The sequence below is a fragment of the Enterobacter sp. 50588862 genome, assembly GCF_001462935.1.
In the GTDB taxonomy this organism is placed as follows: domain Bacteria; phylum Pseudomonadota; class Gammaproteobacteria; order Enterobacterales; family Enterobacteriaceae; genus Enterobacter; species Enterobacter bugandensis.
Genome location: NZ_LNHM01000025.1, coordinates 172,834 through 190,047, shown reverse-complemented (window position 1 = coordinate 190,047; position 17,214 = coordinate 172,834). Strand labels below are relative to the sequence as shown.

Below are 17,214 nucleotides of genomic sequence, written 5' to 3'. Positions count from 1 at the left end.
TTGTCATGGCTGAATTACTGTTAGGCGTCAACATCGACCACATCGCCACCCTGCGCAACGCGCGCGGTACGGCGTATCCCGATCCGGTTCAGGCAGCGTTTATCGCTGAACAGGCTGGTGCAGACGGCATTACCGTTCACCTGCGTGAAGACCGCCGCCACATTACCGACCGCGACGTGCGCATTCTTCGTCAGACGCTGGACACCCGTATGAATCTGGAGATGGCGGTCACCGAAGAGATGCTGACCATTGCCTGCGAGACCAAACCGCACTTCTGCTGCCTGGTGCCGGAAAAACGCCAGGAAGTGACCACCGAAGGCGGGCTGGACGTGGCGGGGCAGCAGGACAAAATGCGCGATGCCTGCAAGCGCCTGGCGGATGCCGGTATCCTGGTTTCTCTGTTTATCGACGCCGATTTCGCGCAGATTAAAGCTGCAGCCGACGTGGGCGCGCCGTATATCGAAATTCACACCGGCTGCTATGCCGATGCTAAAAACGATGCCGAGCAGGCCAAAGAGCTGGAACGTATCGCCAAAGCGGCCACCTACGCCGCGAGCCTGGGACTGAAGGTTAATGCCGGTCACGGCCTGACCTACCACAACGTGAAGGCCATTGCCGCCCTGCCGGAAATGCACGAGCTGAACATCGGCCACGCCATTATTGGTCGCGCGGTGATGAGCGGCCTGAAAGAGGCGGTTTCAGAGATGAAACGCCTGATGCTGGAAGCGCGTCAGTAATGGCCATTCTGGGCTTAGGCACCGATATCGTCGAAATAGCCCGCATTGAAGCGGTGATTGCCCGGAGCGGCGATCGCCTCGCAAGACGTGTACTGAGCGATAACGAATGGGCCATCTGGGAGGCGCACCAGCAGCCGGTGCGTTTTCTGGCAAAGCGCTTTGCGGTAAAAGAGGCGGCAGCCAAAGCGTTCGGGACCGGCATTCGTAACGGCCTGGCATTTAACCAGTTCGAAGTTTTTAATGATGAGCTGGGCAAACCGAGCCTGCGTCTGTGGGGTGAAGCGCAAAAGCTGGCGGAGAGGCTGGGGGTGAATTATATGCACGTGACGATCGCAGATGAACGCCACTATGCCAGCGCGACGGTGATTATCGAAAGCTAAATTTTGTCCGCGTGGTGCATCAGGACAAATTTATCCCACAGCTGCTCTTCGCTCTCGACGTGTGTCGGATCCTTCAGAATAGTGTTGGGGATCGGGCACACCTTCTGGCAGGTCGGTGTCTCATAGTGGCCGACGCATTCCGTGCAGCGGTCGCTGTTAATCTCGTAAATGCTGTCGCCCATCGAAATCGCCTGGTTCGGGCATTCGGGTTCGCACATATCGCAATTGATGCATTTTTTGGTAATTAACAGCGCCATCAGGAAATTCTCAGAAACAACACAAACTGGGCGGGCATTATACGCGTCAAACCAGTTTCTTTACCAGTTCTTCGCTGTGACGAATGCGCTCAGGCGCGCGCTCCAGATCCTGCTGTACCAGCGCCATAAACAGCAGGTCCGTCAGCATCATTTGTGCGCTGGTGGACGAAATTGCCGCGCTGCGCGTGGCCTGCTCTTCGGCAATGGTATACAAACAGCGCGTTGCCCGCTGCTGCAGCGCATTTGGCGTAAAGCCGGTGATCGCCAGAATTTTGCCGCCGACGCGCAGGGCTTCGTCGGTCGCCATGTTGATCTCGCGGCGCTCGCCGGAGTAGGAGATGGCCAGCAGCAGATCGTCAGGATCCATCGCCTGCACGGTCGCCAGCAGGGCGTGCATATCCTGCTCGACGATGGCGTTAAAACCGATTTTAGTCAGCTTCCAGCCAAAATTACGCGCCACCAGACCGGACGCGCCAATACCGGTCAAAATAATACGCCGCGCCGCCCGCAGCATCGCCACGCTTTCCAGTAATTTCTCTTCGGTATTCACGTCCAGCGTGGCGTGCATGGCCGCCACGTTCTCCTTGATCAGCTTTTCCCCAACCAGACGCATCGGGTCATCGCCGCGGATCTGGTTATGCACCGGCATGGACTGCGGATTCGGGTTACTCACCAGCGCTTCGCTGATTGCCAGCTTAAGAGCGGGAAAACCCTTAAACCCGATCTTCTGGGCAAATTTCACCACGCTTGACTGGCTCACTCCAGCTTCGCTTGCCAGCTGCTGTGAGCTGAGGTGGCGGGCGCGATCGGGCTGAGAAAGCAGAAAATCCGCCAGCTTTTTGTCGCTTTGAGCAAAGCCGGCGTAGCGCTGGCGAATGCGAATTAAACAGTTCATGAGTACTCCCGGCGGAAATGTGATTGTCTGCGCAAAAACGAATTCTGCTCGCCTGAATGAATTTTATATTCCATTATAGTGTGATTATTATGAATTAAAAATTCTTGAGGTACAAAAAATGAATCTTGGCTCACTTGTTTCTGAAACGCGTAACCCGCAAACCATGGATCTGGATGCGCTCTCCACCCTGGAGCTGGTTAACCGCTTTAATCAACAGGATACGCTGGTCGCGCAGGCAGTTAAAGAGACATTGCCAGAGGTGGCGAAAGCGGTCGATGCGGCGGCGGAAGCTCTTAAGGCCGGTGGTCGCATTATCTATATGGGGGCCGGTACCAGCGGGCGTCTCGGGGTGCTGGATGCCTCGGAATGTCCGCCCACCTTTGGCGTTCCGCACGGCCTGGTGGTTGGCCTGATTGCTGGTGGTCCCGGCGCGCTGCTGAAGGCCGTTGAAGGGGCGGAGGACAACAAACAGCTGGGTGAGGATGACCTGAAGGATCTGAACCTGACGGCGAACGATCTGGTGGTCGGCCTGGCGGCATCCGGGCGCACGCCGTACGTCATTGGCGGCCTGGAATACGCCAACCGGACCGGCTGCACGACGGTCGCCATCTCCTGCAACCCCGGCTCGCCGATTGCGCAGGTGGCCGCTATCGCCATCTCTCCGGTCGTTGGGCCGGAAGCGCTCACCGGCTCCACGCGCCTGAAATCCGGGACCGCGCAAAAGCTGGTGCTCAATATGATCTCCACCGGTGCGATGGTGAAGTTCGGCAAGGTCTACCAGAACCTGATGGTCGATATGCAGGCCACCAACGTCAAGCTGGTGGACAGAGCCTGCCGCATGGTGATGGAGGCGACAGGCGCGGGCCGTGAAGAGGCAGAAGCGGTGCTCAGGCAGACCGATCACGACGTAAAACCAGCCATTTTGATGATCTTAAGCGGGCTGGACGCGGCGGCTGCGCGAGCCAGACTTGATGCGCACAACGGCTTCTTACGGGCGGCTTTAGAAAACTAGCAGAGGCGTTTATGGACAAAACAGCAGCGCTCGCCAGCGATATCCTGCAGGGGATAGGCGGGGAGAAAAATATTCAGCGTCTGGAAAACTGCATGACGCGCGTGCGCGTCGAGGTGCATAACGACGACCAGCTTGACGTGCCGGGCCTGAAGAAGCTGTCCGGCGTCAGCGGCTACGTAAAACAGGGGCAGCAACACCAGCTGATCGTCGGGCCGGGCAAGGCGGCGCAGGTTGTCGATGCCATGCGCGCGCTAATGGTCGGCGGTGCAAGCGTGACGGTTGACGACGCTGAACGCACCAAAGCGCAGGCGAAGGCCAAATACAAAGCTCCCATGAGCGATGCGCTGCGACAGCTGGCAAACGTCTTTATCCCGCTGATCCCGGCGTTTATAGCTTCCGGCTTGATCACCGGGATCATCAACATCCTTAAGCGGCCAGATATCGTCGGGGATTTTGCCACGCAGTATCCGAACCTGCTGGGCATTCTCGGGATCTTCGGCAGCGCGGTGTTTGCCATTATGAACATCCTGGTCGGGGTCAATACCGCGAAGGTGTTTGGCGGCTCGCTGGCCATGGGCGGCGTAATGGCAGGGATCTTGTCCAGCCCGCAGCTGGCGCAAATCACGCTGTTTGGCGAGGCGCTCCAGCCTGGTCGCGGCGGGGTGATTGCCGTGCTGCTGGTGGTTATTCTTATGTGCTGGATCGAGAAAAAGCTACGCGCGGTTCTGCCTGGCTCGATTGAGCTTATCCTCAACCCGCTGCTAACCACGTTAATTACCGGTAGCGTCGCGATTGTGGTCCTTCAGCCACTCGGCGGGTGGATCTCTGACGCCATCGCCCACGGCGCGTCTCTGGCTATCGACCGCGGCGGCCTGCTGGTGGGGGCGGTGCTGTCAGGTACCTTCCTGCCGCTGGTGCTGACCGGCCTGCATCAGGGGCTGGTGCCGATCCACGTCGAGCTGGTGCAGGCGCACGGTTATAACGCGCTGCTGCCTATTCTCTCGATGGCGGGCGTCGGGCAGGTGGGGGCAGCGATTGCCGTCCTGATGAAAACCCGCAACGCGCGCCTGAAAAAAGTGATTAAAGGGGCGCTGCCGGTCGGGCTGCTCGGCATTGGCGAGCCGCTGATATTCGGCGTCACGCTGCCGCTGGGTAAACCGTTCCTTGCGGCCTGTCTGGGGGGCGCGGTAGGCGGGGCACTCATCAGCTACTGGAAAGTCGCCACCGTTATCACCTTTGGTCTCTCCGGTTTACCGCTGGCATTAACCATCGTGACCGGAAAAGTCATGCTCTATCTGTTAGGCTATTTAGTAGCGGTGATCGCCGGGTTCCTGTTTACCTGGCTGTTAGGATTCAACGACCCAGAGGAGTAAGGTTTGGCCAATCACGAGCGTCGCGTTGTCTTTTTCGATCTGGATGGAACGCTGCATCAGCAGGATATGTTTGGTACGTTTATGCGCTACCTGCTGCGGCGTCAGCCTCTGAACGCGCTGCTCGTCTTACCGCTCTTACCCCTCATTGGCATCGCGCTGCTGGTAAAAGGCCGGGCGGCGCGCTGGCCGATGAGCCTGCTGCTGTGGGGATGTACGTTTGGCCACAGCGAAGCGCGGCTCAAACAGCTCGAAAAGGAGTTCGCTCTCTGGTTCCGCGGCCACGTTGCCGCGTTTCCCGTGGTGCAGGCGCGCCTGACGAGCTATCTTGACGCCAACGATGCCGATATCTGGCTGATTACCGGCTCCCCGCAGACGCTGGTGGAGCAGGTCTACTTTGATACCCCCTGGCTGCCGCGCGTAAACCTTATCGCCACGCAAATCTCCCGCGGCTACGGCGGCTGGGTCCTGACGATGCGCTGTCTGGGGCATGAAAAAGTGGTCCAGCTGGAAAAACGCATCGGCACGCCGCTGCGTCTTTACAGCGGCTACAGCGACAGCAAGCAGGACAACCCGCTGCTCTATTTTTGCCAGCACCGCTGGCGCGTTACTCCCCTCGGTGAACTTCAGCAACTCGAATAGTCTTATCTGTAAGGGCTGTGTATAATGCCGCCCGCTTTTCGACTGGAGTATCAATCCTTGTCCACCTCAGAACACAATCATGAATACTGGATGCGCCACGCGCTGGCGCTGGCTCAACGGGCCTGGGACGAGGGCGAAGTGCCCGTGGGCGCGGTGCTGGTTCATAACAACCGGGTGATTGGGGAAGGGTGGAACCGTCCTATTGGCCGCCACGATCCTACCGCGCACGCCGAAATTATGGCGCTTCGTCAGGGCGGGCTGGTGCTGCAAAACTATCGTCTGCTTGATACCACCCTGTACGTCACCCTTGAACCCTGCGTGATGTGCTCAGGGGCGATGGTGCACAGCCGAATCGGTACCCTGGTGTTTGGAGCGCGGGATGAAAAAACCGGTGCGGCCGGTTCACTAATGGACGTGCTGGGTCATCCAGGAATGAATCATCAGGTGCAGACTATCGGTGGGGTACTTGCACCAGAGTGTTCGGGGCTATTAAGCGATTTCTTTCGAATGCGCCGTCAGCAGAAAAAGCAACAAAAGGCAGAATTGAAGCTGTCGGATGATTAAGCTCGCCCGGCGCCACAACCGGATAACTTTCCGCCAGCTGTTTTGCCTCTGTTGCCTCTTTCTCTTTCTCCAGCAGATAGCCGACCAGGCTAATCTGATACTTACGTATATTTTCCACGTAGGCGTAGGCTTCATGTCCGCGCGCGTAGCCATACGTCAGCTTGTTGTACCATGGCTTCTGGCTCAGCAGCGGCAGGCGCTGTTTTACGTCTGACCAGCTATCCGGGTTTCCCTTCGTTTTCGCCGTCAGAGCCCGCGCGTCAAGCATGTGCGCGTAGCCCATGTTGTAGGCCGCCAGCGCAAACCAGATCCGTTCCTCATCCGGCACGGTTTCCGGGACTTTAGCCATCATATCCTGCAGGTAGCGCGCCCCGCCGCTGATGCTCTGTTCCGCATCGGTACGGTCGTTAACGCCCAGGCTCAGCGCGGTATTTTTGGTTAACATCATCAGTCCGCGTACGCCCGTTGGCGACGTGGCCTGGGTGTCCCAGTGGGACTCCTGGTACGAGATAGCCGCCAGCAGTTTCCAGTCAATCTCCTGGGCATATTTTTCGAAAAGCGGCTGCAGGTCAGGCAGGACGCTGTCAACCGCGCGCAGGAAGCTGCGGGTGTCAACGTAGTCAAAGTCATCCCCGTGGCCGAGGTACTTCTCCTCAAGTCGCGCCAGCGTGCCGTCTTCATTGATGGTGTTATAAAAATCCAGCATGGCCGCCGAGAGGGTCTGGTCATCGTCCAGATGGGTAAACCAGGTCACCGGCTGTTCGTCCGTCACGTCCAGCGCCACGGCGATTTCAGGATGCACCCGCTGGAACAGGCTGATCGCCACCGAATCGGCGATGGTGTAGGGCAGTTTCTGATCTTTGACCTGCTCCAGCAGCTCCGTTGTGCCGAGTTTAGGGTCAACCGTCCAGCTCAGATCCGGGTATTTTTTCTCCTTTAACTCACGCAGGTCGTCAATCACTACGTGGCCGGGAGCAATCATCAGCTGTTGCGCGTTGATCGAGGCAAGCGTACGCGGGCGCAGGCTCCCGACGCGATAAACCAGTTGCTGGGAAACGGAGTAGTAGGTCGGGCCCGGCTGGTAGTTCTTGCTGCGCTCGCTGTTATAGACCAGCCCGGCAGCGAGGATATCGGCGTTGTTGTTGTCCAGGTCGTCAAACAGCTGGTTGATGTTCTGGCGGACGGTAATTTTAAGCTTCACGCCCAGATAATCGGCAAACTGCTGCGCCAGCTCATAATCCAGACCAATAATTTTGCCGTTGATGTCGCTGTAAATCAGCGGAGAGTTGAGGGTACTGACGCGCAGTTCCCCCCGCTCCTGAATGGCGGCGATACGATTTTCGGCTTTGCCGAACCAGGGGATGGAAGGCCAGAGGGCCACTGCCAGCAGCAACGTTACAATGCCGATGAGCAGATAATTAATCTTTAATTTTTTCAATTAGTTAATTCTCTGCGACGCCGGTTGCCTCAGTCTGCTGTAGCCATGTTAATCATAAGGTTTGTCATTGAATGAGCGGCATTTTGCGTAAACTTGCGCCACTTAGCAACCAATTAGAGAGACAGGTCACATCTATTGTTAAACGCTGAAGTCGATTTTATTTCGACGCAAACGGTTTCGTCGGCGCTCAGGATTCTCTATAATGACGCCCGTTTTCCCCCCTTGCGCACACTGTAAGCGCCCCGGCGCTTCGAAGACGAGAGACTTATGATGGAAATTCTGCGTGGTTCGCCTGCACTGTCTGCCTTCCGTATTACCAAACTGCTGGCACGTTTTCAGGCGGCCGACCTTCCGGTAAGCAATATTTACGCTGAGTATGTCCATTTTGCTGACCTGAATGCCCCCCTGAATGCAGAGGAGCGCGTACAGCTGGAACGCCTGCTCAAGTATGGCCCAAATCTGAGCAGCCATACGCCAACCGGCAAACTGATCCTTGCGACGCCGCGTCCGGGCACCATCTCCCCCTGGTCTTCCAAAGCCACCGACATCGCCCACAACTGTGGCCTGAGCCAGATTAACCGTCTGGAGCGCGGCGTAGCGTACTACGTCGAAGCCTCTACCCTGAGCGACGCGCAGTGGCAGGCGGTTGCGGCTGAATTGCACGACCGCATGATGGAGAGCGTGTTTGCCTCTCTTGATGACGCACAGAAGCTTTTCTCCCATCATCAGCCTGCGCCGGTACAGAGCGTGGACCTGCTGGGGCAGGGCCGTCAGGCGCTGATTGACGCCAACCTGCGTCTCGGCCTGGCGCTGGCAGAAGACGAAATTGACTACCTGCAGGACGCGTTCGTTAAGCTCAACCGCAACCCGAACGACATCGAACTCTACATGTTCGCGCAGGCCAACTCTGAGCACTGCCGCCATAAGATTTTCAATGCCGACTGGATTATCGACGGCGAACAGCAGCCGAAGTCGCTGTTCAAAATGATCAAAAACACCATGGAACAAACCCCTGACCACGTGCTGTCTGCCTATAAAGACAACGCTGCGGTGATGGAAGGTTCCGAGGTGGGCCGCTTCTTCGCCGATCGCGAAGCAGGGCGCTATGACTTCCATCAGGAGCCTGCGCATATTCTGATGAAAGTGGAAACCCACAACCACCCGACGGCCATTTCTCCGTGGCCGGGTGCGGCGACCGGCTCCGGCGGCGAAATCCGTGACGAAGGGGCGACCGGTCGTGGGGCGAAACCCAAAGCGGGTCTGGTCGGTTTCTCCGTCTCCAACCTGCGCATCCCTGGCTTTGAACAGCCGTGGGAAGAAGATTTCGGCAAGCCAGAGCGCATCGTGACCGCGCTGGATATCATGACCGAAGGCCCGCTGGGCGGCGCGGCGTTTAACAACGAATTTGGTCGTCCGGCGCTGAACGGTTACTTCCGTACCTACGAAGAGAAGGTGGACAGCCACAACGGCGAAGAGCTGCGCGGCTACCACAAACCGATCATGCTGGCAGGCGGGATCGGCAACATCCGTGCCGATCACGTGCAGAAAGGCGAGATCGTCGTCGGCGCGAAGCTGATCGTGCTGGGCGGCCCGGCGATGAACATCGGTCTGGGCGGCGGCGCGGCCTCCTCTATGGCCTCCGGCCAGTCTGATGCGGATCTCGACTTCGCGTCCGTGCAGCGTGACAACCCTGAGATGGAGCGTCGCTGCCAGGAAGTGATCGACCGCTGCTGGCAGCTGGGCGATGCCAACCCGATTCTGTTCATCCACGACGTGGGCGCGGGCGGTCTGTCCAACGCCATGCCGGAGCTGGTGAGCGACGGCGGTCGCGGTGGCCGTTTCAACCTGCGCGATATCCTGAGCGATGAGCCGGGCATGAGCCCGCTCGAAATCTGGTGTAACGAATCCCAGGAGCGCTACGTGCTGGCGGTTGCGGCCGACCAGCTGCCGCTGTTTGACGAGCTGTGCCGCCGCGAACGCGCGCCGTATGCCGTCATCGGTGAAGCGACCGAAGAGCAGCACCTGACTCTCAGCGACACCCATTTCGACAACCAGCCTATCGATCTGCCGCTGGACGTGCTGCTCGGTAAAACGCCGAAGATGACCCGCGACGTAACAACCCGTAAAGCGGCGGGCAAAGCGCTGGATCGCCAGGGCATTACCGTGGCGGAAGCGGTCAACCGCGTGCTGCACCTGCCGGCGGTGGCAGAGAAAACCTTCCTGGTGACCATTGGCGACCGTACCGTTACCGGTATGGTGTCGCGCGATCAGATGGTTGGCCCGTGGCAGATCCCGGTGGCGAACTGCGCCGTGACCACCGCGAGCCTCGACAGCTACTACGGCGAAGCGATGGCACTGGGCGAACGCACCCCGGTGGCGCTGCTGGACTTCGCCGCCTCTGCACGACTGGCGGTCGGTGAAGCGCTGACCAATATCGCGGCGACGCAGATTGGCGACATCAAACGTATCAAACTTTCCGCGAACTGGATGGCGGCAGCCGGTCACCCTGGTGAAGACGCTGGCCTGTATGAAGCCGTGAAAGCGGTGGGTGAGGAGCTGTGTCCAGCCCTCGGCCTGACCATTCCGGTGGGCAAAGACTCCATGTCGATGAAAACCCGCTGGCAGGAGGGTAATGAGCAGCGCGAGATGACGTCTCCGCTGTCGCTGGTGATCACCGCGTTTGCCCGCGTGGAAGACGTGCGCCATACCGTTACGCCGCAGCTGGCGACCGAAGATAACGCCCTGCTGTTGATTGATCTGGGTAAGGGCCACAACGCGCTGGGCGCCACCGCACTGGCGCAGGTTTACCGTCAACTTGGCGACAAGCCAGCCGACGTGCGCGACGTGGCGCAGCTAAAAGGCTTCTACGACGCAATTCAGGCGCTGGTGGCACAGCGCAAGCTGCTGGCCTACCACGACCGTTCCGACGGCGGCCTGCTGGTGACCCTGGCAGAGATGGCCTTCACCGGCCACTGCGGCGTTGAAGCGAACATTGCCACGCTTGGCGAAGACCGCCTGGCGGCGCTGTTTAACGAAGAGCTGGGTGCGGTGATTCAGGTTCGCGCCGCAGACCGCGAGGCGGTGGAAGCGATTCTGGCGAAGCACGGTCTGGCAGACTGCGTCCACTATCTCGGGAAAGCCGTTCAGGGCGACCGCTTCGTCATTGAGGCCGACGGTCACGCCGTGTTCAGCGAAAGCCGCTCACGGCTTCGCATGTGGTGGGCAGAAACCACCTGGCAGATGCAGCGCCTGCGCGATAACCCGGAATGCGCCGATCAGGAGCATAACGCGAAAGCGAATGACCAGGATCCTGGCCTGAACGTGAAGCTCTCCTTCGACATCAACGAAGACATCGCTGCGCCGTACATTGCGACCGGCGCGCGTCCGAAAGTGGCGGTGCTGCGCGAGCAGGGCGTTAACTCCCACGTTGAGATGGCGGCAGCCTTCCACCGCGCGGGCTTTGACGCTATCGACGTCCACATGAGCGACCTGCTGGCCGGGCGTACCGGTCTGGAAGATTTCCATGCGCTGGTGGCGTGCGGCGGTTTCTCCTACGGCGACGTGCTGGGCGCAGGCGAAGGCTGGGCGAAGTCCATTCTGTTTAACAGCCGCGTGCGCGACGAGTTCGAGACCTTCTTCCATCGTCCGCAAACCCTGGCGCTGGGCGTGTGCAACGGCTGCCAAATGATGTCTAACCTGCGCGAGCTGATCCCGGGCAGCGAAGCCTGGCCACGCTTTGTGCGCAACCAGTCCGACCGCTTCGAAGCGCGCTTCAGTCTGGTTGAAGTGACTCAGAGCCCGTCTCTGCTGCTGCAGGGGATGGTTGGCTCTCAGATGCCAATCGCCGTTTCCCACGGCGAAGGTCAGGTAGAAGTGCGCGATGCGGCCCATCTGGCGCAGCTCGAGAGCAAAGGCCTGGTGGCGCTGCGCTTTGTCGATAACTTCGGCAAGGTCACGGAAACCTATCCGGCGAACCCGAACGGCTCCGTCAATGGTATTACGGCGGTGACCAGCGAAAGCGGTCGCGCGACCATCATGATGCCGCACCCTGAACGCGTGTTCCGTACCGTGAGCAACTCCTGGCACCCGGAAAACTGGGGCGAGGACAGCCCGTGGATGCGTATCTTCCGCAACGCGCGTAAACAGCTGGGTTAAGATGTAAAGCAGGTACTTTATAGGCCCGGTGAGCGTAGCGCCACCGGGTTTTTTTATGCGTGTCGCAAAATTGCGACAAAGAGGGTATAGGGCTGTCTCCAATTGGAGACACTTAACTTATTGATTTATATATGGCAGGACAGGTTCCCGTTAAGGTGTTGCTTAATAGCGACACTTAGCCTGGAAATCATTCAGCGCACAACAAATAGATTAAAACAATAAAAGATATATATTTCAATGTGTTAATATTTTGTTTTGCATTCTGGCATGGGTGTTGCATAATATTGACCAGTGGCTCATTCACCTTCTTATGTCAGCCCCTTCGGGACGTGCTACATAAACTTCGAATGACGCACAAAAAGGTGCCTGCCGTCCAACTACTGATCATAGCGATGCTTTATCAGGCCAGGGCGAAACGTCGAGTTAGGCACCGCCTTATTCCATAACAAAGCCGGGTTTTTACCCGGCTTTGTTGTATCTGAAGGGCAGACTCAGTTACGCTCTCCGTAAACCCCCATGAAGAGAGTAATGCGTTGAAACGCTGGCCCGTTTTTCCCCGCTCCCTGCGACAGCTCGTGATGATGGCCTTTCTGCTGATCCTGCTGCCGCTGCTGATCCTCGCCTGGCAGGCATGGCAGAGCCTCAACGCGCTGAGTGCCCAGGCGGCGCTGACGAACCGCACCACGCTTATCGATGCCAGACGCAGTGAAGCGATGACCAACGCCGCGCTGGAGATGGAGCGTAGCTATCGTCAGTACTGCGTGCTCGACGATCGGACGCTGGAGAAGGTGTACCAGAGCCAGCGCAAGCGCTACAGCGAAATGCTGGATGCCCACGCGGGCGTGCTGCCGGACGACAGGCTGTATCAGGCGTTACGTCAGGATCTGAACGATCTCGCGCAGCTGCAGTGCCAGAACAGCGGCCCGGATGCGGCTGCCGCCGCGCGCCTTGAGGCATTCGCCGCCGCCAATACCGAAATGGTGCAGTCAACGCGCACGGTCATTTTCTCTCGCGGCCAGCAGCTGCAGCAGGAGATTGCCGAGCGCGGCCAGTTCTTCGGCTGGCAGGCGCTGGTGCTGTTCCTGGTGAGCCTCGGGCTGGTGCTGCTCTTTACCCGCATGATCATCGGCCCGGTAAAGGGTATTCAGCGTATGATCAACCGCCTGGGGGAGGGGAAATCGCTCGGGGATACGGTTGCCTTTAAAGGCCCGCGCGAGCTGCGATCCGTCGGTCAGCGCATTATCTGGCTATCCGAGCGCCTGGCGTGGCTGGAATCCCAGCGTCATCAGTTCCTGCGCCATATTTCCCATGAGCTGAAAACCCCACTGGCCAGCATGCGTGAAGGAACGGAACTGCTGGCGGACGAGGTGGCAGGGCCGCTTACGCCGGAGCAGAAAGAGATTGTCGAAATTCTAGACGCCAGCAGCCGCAACCTGCAAAAGCTGATCGAGCAGCTTCTGGATTACAACCGCAAGCTGGCTGACGGGACGGTGGTACTGGAAGAGGTGGAGATTGAGCCACTGGTGGATATGGTGATCTCCGCCCATAGCTTGCCGGCAAGAGCTAAAATGATGCATACCGGGGTGGAGCTGAAGGCGCCGACCTGCCTGGCTGAACCCATGCTATTAATGAGCGTTCTGGATAATCTTTACTCCAATGCGGTGCACTATGGTACTGAATCCGGTAACATTTATATCCGAAGTTATACGAAGGGCTCCCGGGTGTTTATTGACGTCGCAAACACCGGCACCCCGATCCCCGATGACGAAAAAACCATGATCTTCGAACCCTTTTTCCAGGGGAGTCATCAGCGGAAAGGCGCGGTAAAAGGAAGCGGTCTGGGATTAAGCATTGCCCGGGACTGCATACGACGCATGCAGGGTGAGCTAAACATTGCCACGGACGAACGTTCAGATGTTTGCTTCCGTATTGAACTGCCCCTGAGCCGGAAAAATTAATAAAATGAATCTATATCTGGTGAGTATGTCACACGTCTTTTTCCGCGCCATACGCGCGGTGTTTTCCAGCAAAGCGGGTCGCCTGAGTCTACCCTGTTTAGTTCTGGCGGGGTGCGTTTCCCATGCGCCGCAAAGTGCGATAAGCGGTAAACAGGAAGACAAATGGCCCGATAACCAGCTGGCGGATTTCCTCTCTACCCGCTGTGAGGATATCTGGAATCTGTCAGGGCATGATGTCGAAAATAACCCGCTGTTCTGGCTGCGCGGAATAGACTGCGCCCAGCGGCTTGCGCCGGTAGACGCCCGCATGAAGGCGGCGATGCTGGATGAAGACACCTGGCAGGACGCTTTCAAGCGTGGGATTTTACTGGCCGATGCGAAAATTACCCCCGTTGAACGTCGGGCCAACGTGACCCGTCTGGACACGTTTGTGATCAATCTTCCCGCACAGGTGCGCCCGGTATACCAGCTCTGGCGGGATGGGCAGACGTTACAGCTGCAGCTGTCTGAAGAGCGCTCCCGCTACAGCAAGTTACAGCAGTCAACCGACAGCGAGCTGGATACGCTGCGCCAACAGCAACAGCATTTACGTACTCAGCTGGATACCACGACGCGAAAGCTGGAAAACCTGACCGATATCGAAAGACAGCTCTCGTCGCGTAAATATCAGCCCGGTAGTTCATCTGCTGCACCGGACAGCGATATGCCGAAACAAGAGGATGTGAAGCATGACGAGCCGTAAACCAGCCCATCTCTTACTGGTGGATGACGATCCCGGCCTGTTAAAGCTGCTGGGGATGCGTCTGGTGAGTGAAGGCTACACCGTGGTGACCGCGGAAAGCGGGCAGGAGGGGCTTAAAGTCCTCAGCCGCGAAAAGATTGACCTGGTGATCAGCGACCTGCGGATGGACGAAATGGATGGCATGCAGCTGTTCGCCGAAATCCAGAAGCAGCAGCCTGGCATGCCGGTCATTATCCTGACGGCGCACGGGTCAATCCCGGATGCCGTCGCCGCAACCCAGCAGGGCGTGTTCAGCTTCCTCACCAAGCCGGTAGATAAAGACGCGCTCTACAAAGCTATCGACAGTGCGCTGGAGCACGCCGCGCCCTCCGGAGACGACGCATGGCGTGAATCTATCGTCACCCGCAGCCCGATAATGCTGCGTCTGCTTGAGCAGGCGCGAATGGTCGCACAGTCAGACGTCAGCGTGTTGATTAACGGCCAGAGCGGAACCGGGAAAGAGATCCTGGCGCAGGCGATCCACAACGCCAGCCCGCGCAGTAAAAATGCCTTTATCGCCATTAACTGCGGTGCCCTGCCAGAGCAGCTTCTTGAGTCTGAACTTTTTGGCCATGCCCGCGGCGCATTTACCGGCGCGGTAAGCAGCCGGGAAGGGCTGTTCCAGGCCGCGGAAGGCGGCACGCTGTTCCTCGACGAAATTGGCGACATGCCTGCGCCGCTGCAGGTCAAACTGTTGCGCGTACTTCAGGAGCGCAAAGTGCGCCCGTTGGGCAGCAACCGCGATATTGATATTAACGTGCGAATCATTTCCGCCACCCACCGCGACTTGCCCAAAGTGATGGCCCGCAACGAGTTCCGTGAAGATCTCTACTACCGTCTGAACGTGGTGAACCTGAAGATCCCGGCGCTGGCGGAGCGTGCGGAAGATATTCCGCTGCTGGCGAATCACCTCCTGCGCCAGGCGGCAGATCGGCATAAACCGTTCGTGCGCGCCTTTTCGACTGATGCGATGAAACGGCTGATGGCCGCCAGCTGGCCGGGTAACGTGCGCCAGCTGGTGAACGTGATTGAGCAGTGCGTGGCGCTGACGTCCTCGCCCGTTATCAGCGACGCGCTGGTTGAACAGGCGCTGGAAGGGGAGAACACGGCCTTGCCGACGTTTGCGGAAGCGCGTAACCAGTTCGAGCTGAACTATCTGCGCAAGCTGCTGCAGATCACCAAAGGCAACGTGACCCACGCGGCGCGGATGGCCGGACGCAACCGCACCGAGTTCTATAAGCTGCTCTCACGCCACGAGCTGGAAGCAAACGATTTTAAAGAGTAATGCCGTATGGTACTGTGAGCAATCGATTACGAGGCAGCTTACAGGCAAGAGTTTAAGGACCCACCATGAAAAAGATTGATGCGATTATTAAACCTTTCAAACTGGATGATGTACGTGAAGCGCTGGCGGAAGTAGGCATCACCGGGATGACCGTGACGGAAGTGAAAGGTTTTGGTCGTCAGAAGGGCCACACCGAGCTTTATCGTGGCGCAGAGTACATGGTCGACTTTCTGCCGAAAGTGAAAATTGAAATCGTGGTCAGCGACGATATCGTCGATACCTGCGTGGATACCATTATCCGCACGGCGCAGACGGGCAAAATTGGCGACGGGAAAATCTTCGTCTTTGACGTGGCGCGCGTGATCCGTATCCGTACCGGCGAAGAAGACGACGCCGCGATTTAACCATTTGCCACCCGGCGAAAAAAAAGCCCCTCAAACGAGGGGCTTTTTGCGTTACAGCACCTTATGCGGCCCGAAACATTCGTAATGAATGTTGTCTTTATTCACGCCCAGCTCAACCAGCTGCTTCGCGGCATACTGCATAAACGCCACGGGTCCACAGACGTAGAACTGCATTTCCGGCGCGCTAAACGCCCCTTCCATCTGGCTTAAATTCATCAGTCCTTCGCTGTCAAAGCGTGCGGCAGTGCGGTCTGCCTCCGTCGGCAGGCGATACCAGGTATGCGCGGTGAAACGCGGCAGGGTCGCTCCCAGCGCTTTCACTTCATCCGCAAAGGCGTGCACGTCGCCGTTCTCCGCTGCGTGGAACCAGTTAACCTGCGCGCTGTGGTTGGCTTTCGCCAGCGTATCCAGCATCGCCAGCATTGGCGTTTGGCCTACGCCCGCGGAGATCAGCGTGACCGGGGTATTGGTTTCAATGGCCATAAAGAAGTCGCCCGCCGGCGCGGCCAGATGAACCACGTCGCCCACGCTCGCTTCGTTATGCAGCCAGTTGGATACCTGACCGCCGTCCTCGCGCTTCACCGCAATGCGGTAGCCTTTACCGTTTGGTTTGCGGGTCAGAGAGTACTGGCGGATCTCCTGGTGCGGGAAGCCTTCAGGCTTCAGCCATACGCCCAGATACTGGCCCGGCTGGTAATCGGCCACCGGCTGGCCGTCAACCGGCTCAAATTCAAAACTGGTGATAAGCGCGCTGCGCGGCGTTTTCTCGACGATACGGAAGGCGCGCGTTCCTTCCCAGCCGCCGTTCTTGCTGGCGTTTTCGCTGTAGATCTGCGCTTCACGGTTGATAAACACGTTTGCCAGCACGCCGTAGGCTTTACCCCAGGCGTCCAGCACCTCCTGGCCCGGGCTGAACATTTCGTCCAGCGTTGCCAGCAGGTGAGTGCCGACGATGTTGTACTGCTCGGGTTGGATCTGGAAGCTGGTGTGCTTCTGCGCGATTTTTTCCACCGCAGGCAGCAACGCCGCCAGGTTTTCGATATTGCTGGCGTAGGCCGCGATGGCGTTGAAAAGCGCTTCACGCTGATCGCCGTTACGCTGGTTGCTCATATTGAAAATCTCTTTGAGCTCCGGATTGTGCGTGAACATGCGATCGTAGAAATGGGCGGTAAGTTTAGGGCCGGTTTCCACCAGCAGGGGAATGGTGGCTTTAACGGTAGCGATGGTTTGAGCGTCGAGCATGGCAGCTTCCTTCTGATATTACCTAATGATGTATTTTAAATGCATCTTATAAAAAATACCCATGCTTTGTAAATGGTTCTTTGCAAGATGAAAA

15 protein-coding genes are annotated in these 17,214 nt (G+C 58.1%); 11 read left to right on the top strand and 4 right to left on the bottom strand.

What is annotated here, in order from left to right:
* Window positions 1-5: 5 nt before the first annotated feature.
* Both pdxJ and acpS read left to right on the top strand, forming a co-directional pair.
* A complete protein-coding gene (pdxJ, locus tag APT89_RS12580; RefSeq protein WP_041908673.1) occupies window positions 6-737 on the top strand; it encodes a pyridoxine 5'-phosphate synthase in 732 nt (243 codons plus the stop codon).
* Window positions 737-1,117, top strand: coding sequence for a holo-ACP synthase (gene acpS / locus APT89_RS12575; protein WP_060572549.1), 381 nt, complete (start codon window positions 737-739; stop codon window positions 1,115-1,117). The genes pdxJ and acpS overlap by 1 nt, the downstream gene beginning before the upstream one ends.
* On the opposite strand, the gene APT89_RS12570 is transcribed toward acpS, so the two are convergent.
* Window positions 1,114-1,374, bottom strand: a complete 261-nt coding sequence (locus APT89_RS12570; protein ID WP_028014093.1) for a YfhL family 4Fe-4S dicluster ferredoxin — start codon at window positions 1,372-1,374, stop codon at window positions 1,114-1,116. The genes acpS and APT89_RS12570 overlap by 4 nt on opposite strands.
* A 46-nt stretch (window positions 1,375-1,420) precedes the next feature.
* On the bottom strand, window positions 1,421-2,269 hold the full coding sequence (locus APT89_RS12565; protein WP_028014092.1) for a MurR/RpiR family transcriptional regulator: 849 nt from the start codon (window positions 2,267-2,269) through the stop codon (window positions 1,421-1,423).
* 118 nt (window positions 2,270-2,387) lie between these two features.
* Between APT89_RS12565 and murQ the strand changes: the two genes are divergently transcribed.
* From murQ to tadA, 4 genes are read left to right on the top strand one after another with little or no spacing between them, the layout of a single operon-like run.
* Window positions 2,388-3,281, top strand: coding sequence for an N-acetylmuramic acid 6-phosphate etherase (murQ, locus tag APT89_RS12560; RefSeq protein WP_041908675.1), 894 nt, complete (start codon window positions 2,388-2,390; stop codon window positions 3,279-3,281).
* 11 nt (window positions 3,282-3,292) lie between these two features.
* Complete coding sequence (locus APT89_RS12555) at window positions 3,293-4,654, top strand: PTS transporter subunit EIIC (RefSeq protein ID WP_041908677.1); 1,362 nt, start codon at window positions 3,293-3,295, stop codon at window positions 4,652-4,654.
* 3 nt (window positions 4,655-4,657) lie between these two features.
* Complete coding sequence (gene yfhb / locus APT89_RS12550) at window positions 4,658-5,293, top strand: phosphatidylglycerophosphatase C (protein WP_028014089.1); 636 nt, start codon at window positions 4,658-4,660, stop codon at window positions 5,291-5,293.
* 24 nt (window positions 5,294-5,317) lie between these two features.
* Window positions 5,318-5,857, top strand: coding sequence for a tRNA adenosine(34) deaminase TadA (gene tadA, locus APT89_RS12545; RefSeq protein WP_032644904.1), 540 nt, complete (start codon window positions 5,318-5,320; stop codon window positions 5,855-5,857).
* Here the strand turns inward: tadA and mltF are convergent.
* A complete protein-coding gene (mltF, locus tag APT89_RS12540) occupies window positions 5,745-7,295 on the bottom strand; it encodes a membrane-bound lytic murein transglycosylase MltF (RefSeq protein WP_060572547.1) in 1,551 nt (516 codons plus the stop codon). The genes tadA and mltF overlap by 113 nt on opposite strands.
* A gap of 267 nt (window positions 7,296-7,562) precedes the next feature.
* Between mltF and purL the strand changes: the two genes are divergently transcribed.
* The 5 genes from purL to glnB all read left to right on the top strand — a co-directional run bounded on the left by purL (window position 7,563) and on the right by glnB (window position 15,878).
* Window positions 7,563-11,450: a phosphoribosylformylglycinamidine synthase gene (gene purL, locus APT89_RS12535; RefSeq protein ID WP_045630983.1), complete on the top strand. Its 3,888-nt coding sequence runs from the start codon at window positions 7,563-7,565 to the stop codon at window positions 11,448-11,450.
* Between the two features lie 533 nt (window positions 11,451-11,983).
* A complete protein-coding gene (gene qseE / locus APT89_RS12530) occupies window positions 11,984-13,408 on the top strand; it encodes a two component system sensor histidine kinase QseE/GlrK (protein WP_120266918.1) in 1,425 nt (474 codons plus the stop codon).
* A 4-nt stretch (window positions 13,409-13,412) separates the two neighbouring features.
* A complete protein-coding gene (gene qseG, locus APT89_RS12525) occupies window positions 13,413-14,150 on the top strand; it encodes a two-component system QseEF-associated lipoprotein QseG (protein WP_028014085.1) in 738 nt (245 codons plus the stop codon).
* The gene (glrR, locus tag APT89_RS12520) at window positions 14,137-15,474 is read left to right on the top strand and encodes a two-component system response regulator GlrR (protein WP_028014084.1); all 1,338 of its coding nucleotides are present in this window, start codon (window positions 14,137-14,139) and stop codon (window positions 15,472-15,474) included. Before qseG ends, glrR begins: the two co-directional genes overlap by 14 nt.
* A 65-nt stretch (window positions 15,475-15,539) precedes the next feature.
* Window positions 15,540-15,878: a nitrogen regulatory protein P-II gene (gene glnB, locus APT89_RS12515; protein ID WP_003860685.1), complete on the top strand. Its 339-nt coding sequence runs from the start codon at window positions 15,540-15,542 to the stop codon at window positions 15,876-15,878.
* A gap of 51 nt (window positions 15,879-15,929) precedes the next feature.
* Here the strand turns inward: glnB and hmpA are convergent, their stop codons facing one another.
* Window positions 15,930-17,120, bottom strand: a complete 1,191-nt coding sequence (gene hmpA / locus APT89_RS12510) for an NO-inducible flavohemoprotein (protein WP_041908691.1) — start codon at window positions 17,118-17,120, stop codon at window positions 15,930-15,932.
* Between the last annotated feature and the right edge of the window lie 94 nt (window positions 17,121-17,214).